Source organism: Kribbella sp. (assembly GCF_035687465.1).
Lineage (GTDB): Bacteria > Actinomycetota > Actinomycetes > Propionibacteriales > Kribbellaceae > Kribbella.
Genome location: NZ_DASRXP010000330.1, coordinates 1 through 5531 on the forward strand (window position 1 = coordinate 1; position 5531 = coordinate 5531).

At 68.8% G+C, this 5531-nt stretch carries 4 protein-coding genes; 1 reads left to right on the forward strand and 3 read right to left on the reverse strand.

Annotated elements, in window-relative coordinates; all coding sequences use genetic code 11:
• From VFG33_RS17345 to pheS, 3 genes are all read right to left on the reverse strand, one after another.
• Positions 1 to 1153 (reverse strand): gamma-glutamyltransferase (locus tag VFG33_RS17345; RefSeq protein ID WP_325053920.1); only part of this gene is annotated, 1153 nt, incomplete at its 3' end.
• Positions 1154 to 1159: 6 nt separating this feature from the next.
• Positions 1160 to 3751 (reverse strand): phenylalanine--tRNA ligase subunit beta, encoded by a 2592-nt coding sequence (locus tag VFG33_RS17350; protein WP_325053921.1) that lies wholly within the window; start codon positions 3749 to 3751, stop codon positions 1160 to 1162.
• Positions 3751 to 4860 carry a phenylalanine--tRNA ligase subunit alpha gene (gene pheS, locus VFG33_RS17355; protein ID WP_325053922.1) on the reverse strand — a complete coding sequence of 370 codons (1110 nt, stop codon included), beginning with the start codon at positions 4858 to 4860 and terminating at the stop codon, positions 3751 to 3753. The genes VFG33_RS17350 and pheS overlap by 1 nt, the downstream gene beginning before the upstream one ends.
• Positions 4861 to 4993: 133 nt before the next feature.
• Between pheS and VFG33_RS17360 the strand changes: the two genes are divergently transcribed.
• A partial coding sequence (locus VFG33_RS17360; RefSeq protein ID WP_325053923.1) for a vitamin K epoxide reductase family protein occupies positions 4994 to 5531 on the forward strand: 538 nt, incomplete at its 3' end.

Consider the following 5531-nt stretch of genomic DNA (forward strand, 5'->3'; position numbering starts at 1 on the left):
CGAGACTGTGGGCGCCGCCGTGGAGCAACTCCTGCTCGCCGAGCGCGTTGTTCAGCCAGATGCCCGTTCCCGGCGTCATCACGCCTGACCCGTACCCGGACGACACCGTGATCGCGCAGGCATCACCCTGGTCGTCGACCACCGAGACCGTCGCAGTACTGGGTGAGCTCAAGGCCCGCAGATCCCCGGTCGACGCCAGGTCCAGCAGCTTCTGGCCTTCCAACTGGCGGACGTCCTCCTCGCCGAGCTCGGCCAGCCGGCGACCCAGTACGGCGTACTGAACCTCGACCAGCCGCTCCAGCTCCGCCGGATTCCAGCCGCCGTCCGCCGGTACTCCCTCCAGCAAAGCGAGGATCGCGGCCATCGCCACACCACCGACCGCGGGAGGCGGGTTCGTCGCGAGGCGCCAGCCGTTCTGCCGCACGATCAGGGCAGGCCGTACTACGGCTTCGTAGGCGGCGAGGTCTTCGGCGGTCAGGATCCCGTCGTTCTCGGACATGTCGCGAACGAGCAACTCGGCCAGTTCGCCGGTGTACATCGTCTCCGCACCGAACTGGGCGATCAGCTCGAGCGCCTCGGCAAGCTCGGGGATCACCACGATCGAGCCGGCCTTGATCACCGAGCCGTCGTCGTCGTGCACGACCGAGTGACTCGGCTGGTGCCAGCCGAAGACGATCTCGTGGGTGTAGCCGAGGTAGTACCCGGAGGTGCGACTGAGCGGGAATCCCTGCCGGGCGACGTCGATCGCGGGCTGGACCACCTCACTCCAGGGCGCCTTGCCGGACCGTTGGTGCGCGAGGTCGAGCGCCTTCATCCCGCCGGGCGTGGCGACGGATCCGTGCCCGATCGTGGTCGTCGTACCGCCGCCGTACTCGGTACTGATGTCCCAGATCCCTCGGCCGAACCGCTCGGACGGAAGACCACGGCCGGGCATCTCCACCCAGCCGTCGATGGTGACCGGCTCGCCGCCGGCCGGCTGCAGGGTGACGAAGCCGCCGGACGCTGGTGAGACGACGCCGATCTCGTTCACCATCGTCACCAGGGTCGCGGCGATCGCGGCGTCGACCGCGTTGCCGCCCTCGGCCGCCAGCCGGACCCCGGCCTCAGCTGCCGCCGCGTTGGGCGCGGCCACCGCCACCCTGGGATGCGCCATCGGGTCTTAGCCGACCCGCTGGACGGCGCCGAAGCGTTCGACAGTCACCTGGACCGCGGCCTGCCGTACCTCGGCGACCTCGGTCTCCTTCAGCGTCCGGTCCGGCGCCCGGAAGCGCAGCGCGAACGCGAGCGACTTCTTGCCCTCGCCGATCTGCTCACCCGTGTAGAGGTCGAACAGCCGGATCGACTCGAGCAACTCGCCCGCGCCCTCGACCAGCGCCGCCTGCACGTCCGCCGCCGAGACCTCGGCCGGGACGATCAGCGCCACATCCTCCTTGGCCACCGGGTACGACGAGAACGGCTTGGCCGCGACCGACGACGGGCCAGCCGCGATCAGCGCGTCCAGATCCAGCTCGACCGCACTCGACCGGGCAGGTAATCCGAACGCCTGGCACACCTTCGGATGCAGTTCGCCTGCGTAGCCAACGACCTTGCCGTCGACCGACACCTCGGCACACCGGCCCGGATGCCACGGCGCGAGCTCTACGTTGCGCAGTACGGGCTCGACGGCTACCGATGCGGCAACAGTCCGAGCCACCTGTACTGCGTCCGCCCAGCCCGCGGGCTGGCCCTTGCCCCACCAGCCGGTGGGGAGTCGCGAACCAGTGAGCACGACGCCGAGATGCAGCGGCTGCTCGGGCAACGCGTCGTTCAGTGCCTTGATCTCTTCGTCACTCGGGCGATGCTCGACCGACGGCAGCGGCGCGGGCTTCGTGTCTTCGCGCGGCAGGAAGACCAGGCCGGTCTGGAAGATCGCCAGGTCGGTGGCGCCACGGCCGACGTTGCGCTCGGCAGTCCGGAGCAGGGTCGGCAGCAGGGTGGTCTGCATCGACGGCTCTTCGTCGGAGATCGGGTTGACCAGCTTCACCGTGTTCCGGCGGGGATCGTCCGCGGGCAGACCCATCGCGTCGAAGTCGGCATCGCCCACGAACGGGTAGGAGACGACCTCGGTCAGTCCGGCCCCGACCAGCGCGGTCGCGATCCGGCGCCGCCGCTTCTGCGAAACGGTCAGCCCCTGCCCACCCGGCGCGGGCGGCAACACCGACGGCACGTTGTCATACCCGAACAGCCGAATAACCTCTTCAGCAAAGTCATTAGGATCCCGCAAATCCGGCCGCCACGACGGCGCAGTCACAGTCAGCAGATCCACGCCTGCGCCGGTCGCCGACGCACCTGCCTGTGCTGCCTGGGCGGCAGCGCCTGCGCGGAGCGCGGGGGCGTTGATCCCTGCGGCCAGGGCTGCTGGCACCGCATCCGCCAGGGCTGGGAGGACTGCGCAGCCGACCGACTCGAGGTGGCGGATGGCCGCCTCAGCGGAAATGTCCGCGCCTGCGACCCGGGCGGCGTGATCTGCGCGGATGGTCACCGGCTCAGCTAGCGGGTGCGTGTCGATGACGGTTTCGTCGGACTGGATGGTGCCGCCGGCAAGTTCTGCCAGGAGGTCGGCTACGCGCTGGGCGGCGTAGCGCGGTAGCTCGGGGTCGACCTCGCGTTCGAACCGGCGCGATGCCTCCGAGGAGAGCTTGTGCCGCCGCGACGAGCGGGCGATCACGACCGGGTCGAAGTGCGCGGCCTCGATCACCACGTCGGTGGTCGACTCCGAGATCTCGGTCGACGCGCCACCCATCACGCCGGCCACGCCGATCGGGCCGGAGTCGTCGGTGATCAGCAGGTCCTCGGTGTCCAGCTCGCGGGTCTGGTCGTCCAGCGTCATCAGCTTCTCGCCGGCCGACGCACGCCGTACGACGATGTCGCCGCTCAGCCGGTCCTTGTCATACCCGTGGATCGGCTGACCCAGCTCGAGCATCACGTAGTTGGTCACGTCGACGCCGATCGAGATCGGCCGCATCCCGGCCAGTACCAGCCGCTGCTGCAACCACCGCGGCGACGGCGCCTTCGGGTCGATCCCCGTGACGGTCCTCGTGACGAACACGCTGCAACCGCTCGCGTCATCCACCCGCACCGGATAACCGCCGGTCCCGCTCCCCGTCAGCGTCAGCGCCGCCGGGTCCTTCAACTCCACCCCGTACGCCGTGGCTGCCTCGCGGGCGACTCCACGGATGGACAGGCAGTAGCCGCGATCCGGCGTCACCGCGATGTCGAGCACGTCATCGCGCAACTGGAGCAACTCGATGGCATCGTCACCCGGCTTGGCCTCACCCGGCTCGAGTACGACGATCCCGTGCGTACCGTCGTCGCCCAGCCCCAGCTCGGAGCTCGAGCAGATCATGCCGTTCGAGACGTGGCCGTAGGTCTTGCGCGCCGAGATCGCGAAACCACCCGGCAGCACAGCGCCCGGGAGCACCACGACAACAAGGTCGCCGACCTCGTAGTTGTCCGCACCGCAGACGACCCACTGCGGCTCGTCCTTGCCGATGTCGAGCGACGTCCAGCGGATGGTCTTGCCGTTCTTCTGCGGCTCCGGGTCGAAGGTGAGCACCTTGCCGACCACGAGCGGCCCGGCCAGACCGGCACCGGCCTCGTCGACGGTCTCGACCTCGAGCCCAGCGCGAACCAGCTTCTCGCCGACCCCGCGGCCGGTCACGCCGGCCGGCAGTTCGACGTACTCGCGAAGCCATGACAGTGGGACCCGCATCAGATCTCCATCCCGAACTGGCGGCTGAACCGCACGTCACCCTCGACCATGTCCCGCATGTCCTCGACGCCGTTGCGGAACATCAGGGTCCGTTCCAGCCCCATTCCGAACGCGAAACCGGAGTACCGGTCGGTGTCGATGCCGGCGGCCCGCAGTACGCGCGGGTTCACCACGCCGCAGCCGCCCCACTCGATCCAGCCCTCGCTGCCGCAGGTCCGGCACGGGCGGTCGGGGTTGCCCACCGATGCACCGCGGCAGACGAAGCACTTCAGGTCCACCTCGGCCGACGGCTCGGTGAAGGGGAAGAAATTCGGCCGCAGCCGCGCCTCCAGGCCCTCGCCGAACATCGACACGACGAAGTGGTCGAGAGTGCCCTTGAGGTGCGCGAGGGTGATGCCCTCGTCCACCACCAAGCCTTCGACCTGGTAGAAGACCGGCGTGTGGGTCGCGTCCAGCTCGTCGGTGCGGAACACCCGGCCCGGGCAGATCACGTAGATCGGCGGCTTGCGGGTCAGCATCGAGCGCGCCTGCACCGGCGACGTGTGCGTCCGCAGCACCTTGCCGGAGCCGACCGGCTCGACGAAGAAGGTGTCCTGCATCTGCCGCGCCGGGTGGTCCGGCTGGAAGTTCAGCGCGTCGAAGTTCAGCCACTCGGCCTCGACCTCGGGTCCCTCGGCGACGTCCCAGCCGAGCGCGACGAAGACGTCCGCGACCTGCTCGGAGATCAGCGACAAGGGGTGCCGCGCACCGAGCTCCGGGGTGTGCCACGGCAGCGTCACGTCGACCCGCTCGGTGGCGAGCATCCGCTCCTCGTGCTCGGCCTCGAGCACCGCGAGCCGGCCCGCGTACGCCTCGTTGATCACCTTGCGGGCGGATCCGATCCGCTGCCCGGCCTCCTTACGAGCCTGCGGCGGCAGCGCCCCGATCTCCCGGTTCGCCAACGCGACCGGCGACCGCTCACCCAAGTGGGCAGCCTTCGCCTCCTGCAGTGCCCCCAGGTCGGCAGCCTTCGCGAAGGCGTCGAGAGCCTCGTCGCGCGTCCGCTCGACCTCGTCGGCATGCAGAGGTGTCACCTCGACGGGGTCGTAGTTCTTATTGGGACCGGACATAGCTCTCTTCCCAGGGTCTACAGGGCCACGAACAGAAAAACCGCTGCAGGCAGTCTAGGAACCCCCGGCCCCGGACCGTGAATCGGTGCGGCAGAATCGGATCTATTCTCCGACGAACTGAAAGCGGCTCTGGATGACTAACTCGCCGGTTGACCTCACTCCCCCGGCAGGAGCAGCACCGGCTGATGAGCCGTTGCCGGCGGTGGGGCCGCCCAAGTGGGTTGTGCCGTGGTTGCTGACGGTTGGGGGTGCGATCGGCTTTGTGGCGGCATTCGTGCTCGCCGTCGAGCGGTACAAGCTGCTGATCGACCCGTCGTACACGCCAAGCTGCAGTATCAACAAGGTGCTGTCGTGTGGTTCGGTGATGTCGCAACCGCAGGCCGCGTTGTTCGGCTTCCCGAATCCGTACCTCGGCATCGCCGGCTTCGCGATCGTGAGCACTCTCGGCGTCGTGCTGCTCACCGGCGCCAAGCTGCCGCGCTGGGTATGGCTCGGTCTGCAGGTCGGGGTCACCCTGGCGGCGATCTTCCTGCACTGGCTGATGTACCAGAGCATCTACAGCATCGGCGCGCTCTGCCCGTACTGCATGGTCGTCTGGGCCGTCACCATCCCGATGTTCTGGTACGTCACGCTCTACAACCTGACGCCGGCACCAGCCTTCCTCCGCAGCA

Excerpts from the sequence above, each read along its gene's own strand:
- VFG33_RS17350 (WP_325053921.1), bottom strand. The coding sequence starts at position 3,751 with ATGCGGGTCCCACTGTCATGGCTTCGCGAGTACGTCGAACTGCCGGCC.
- pheS (WP_325053922.1), bottom strand. The coding sequence starts at position 4,860 with ATGTCCGGTCCCAATAAGAACTACGACCCCGTCGAGGTGACACCTCTG.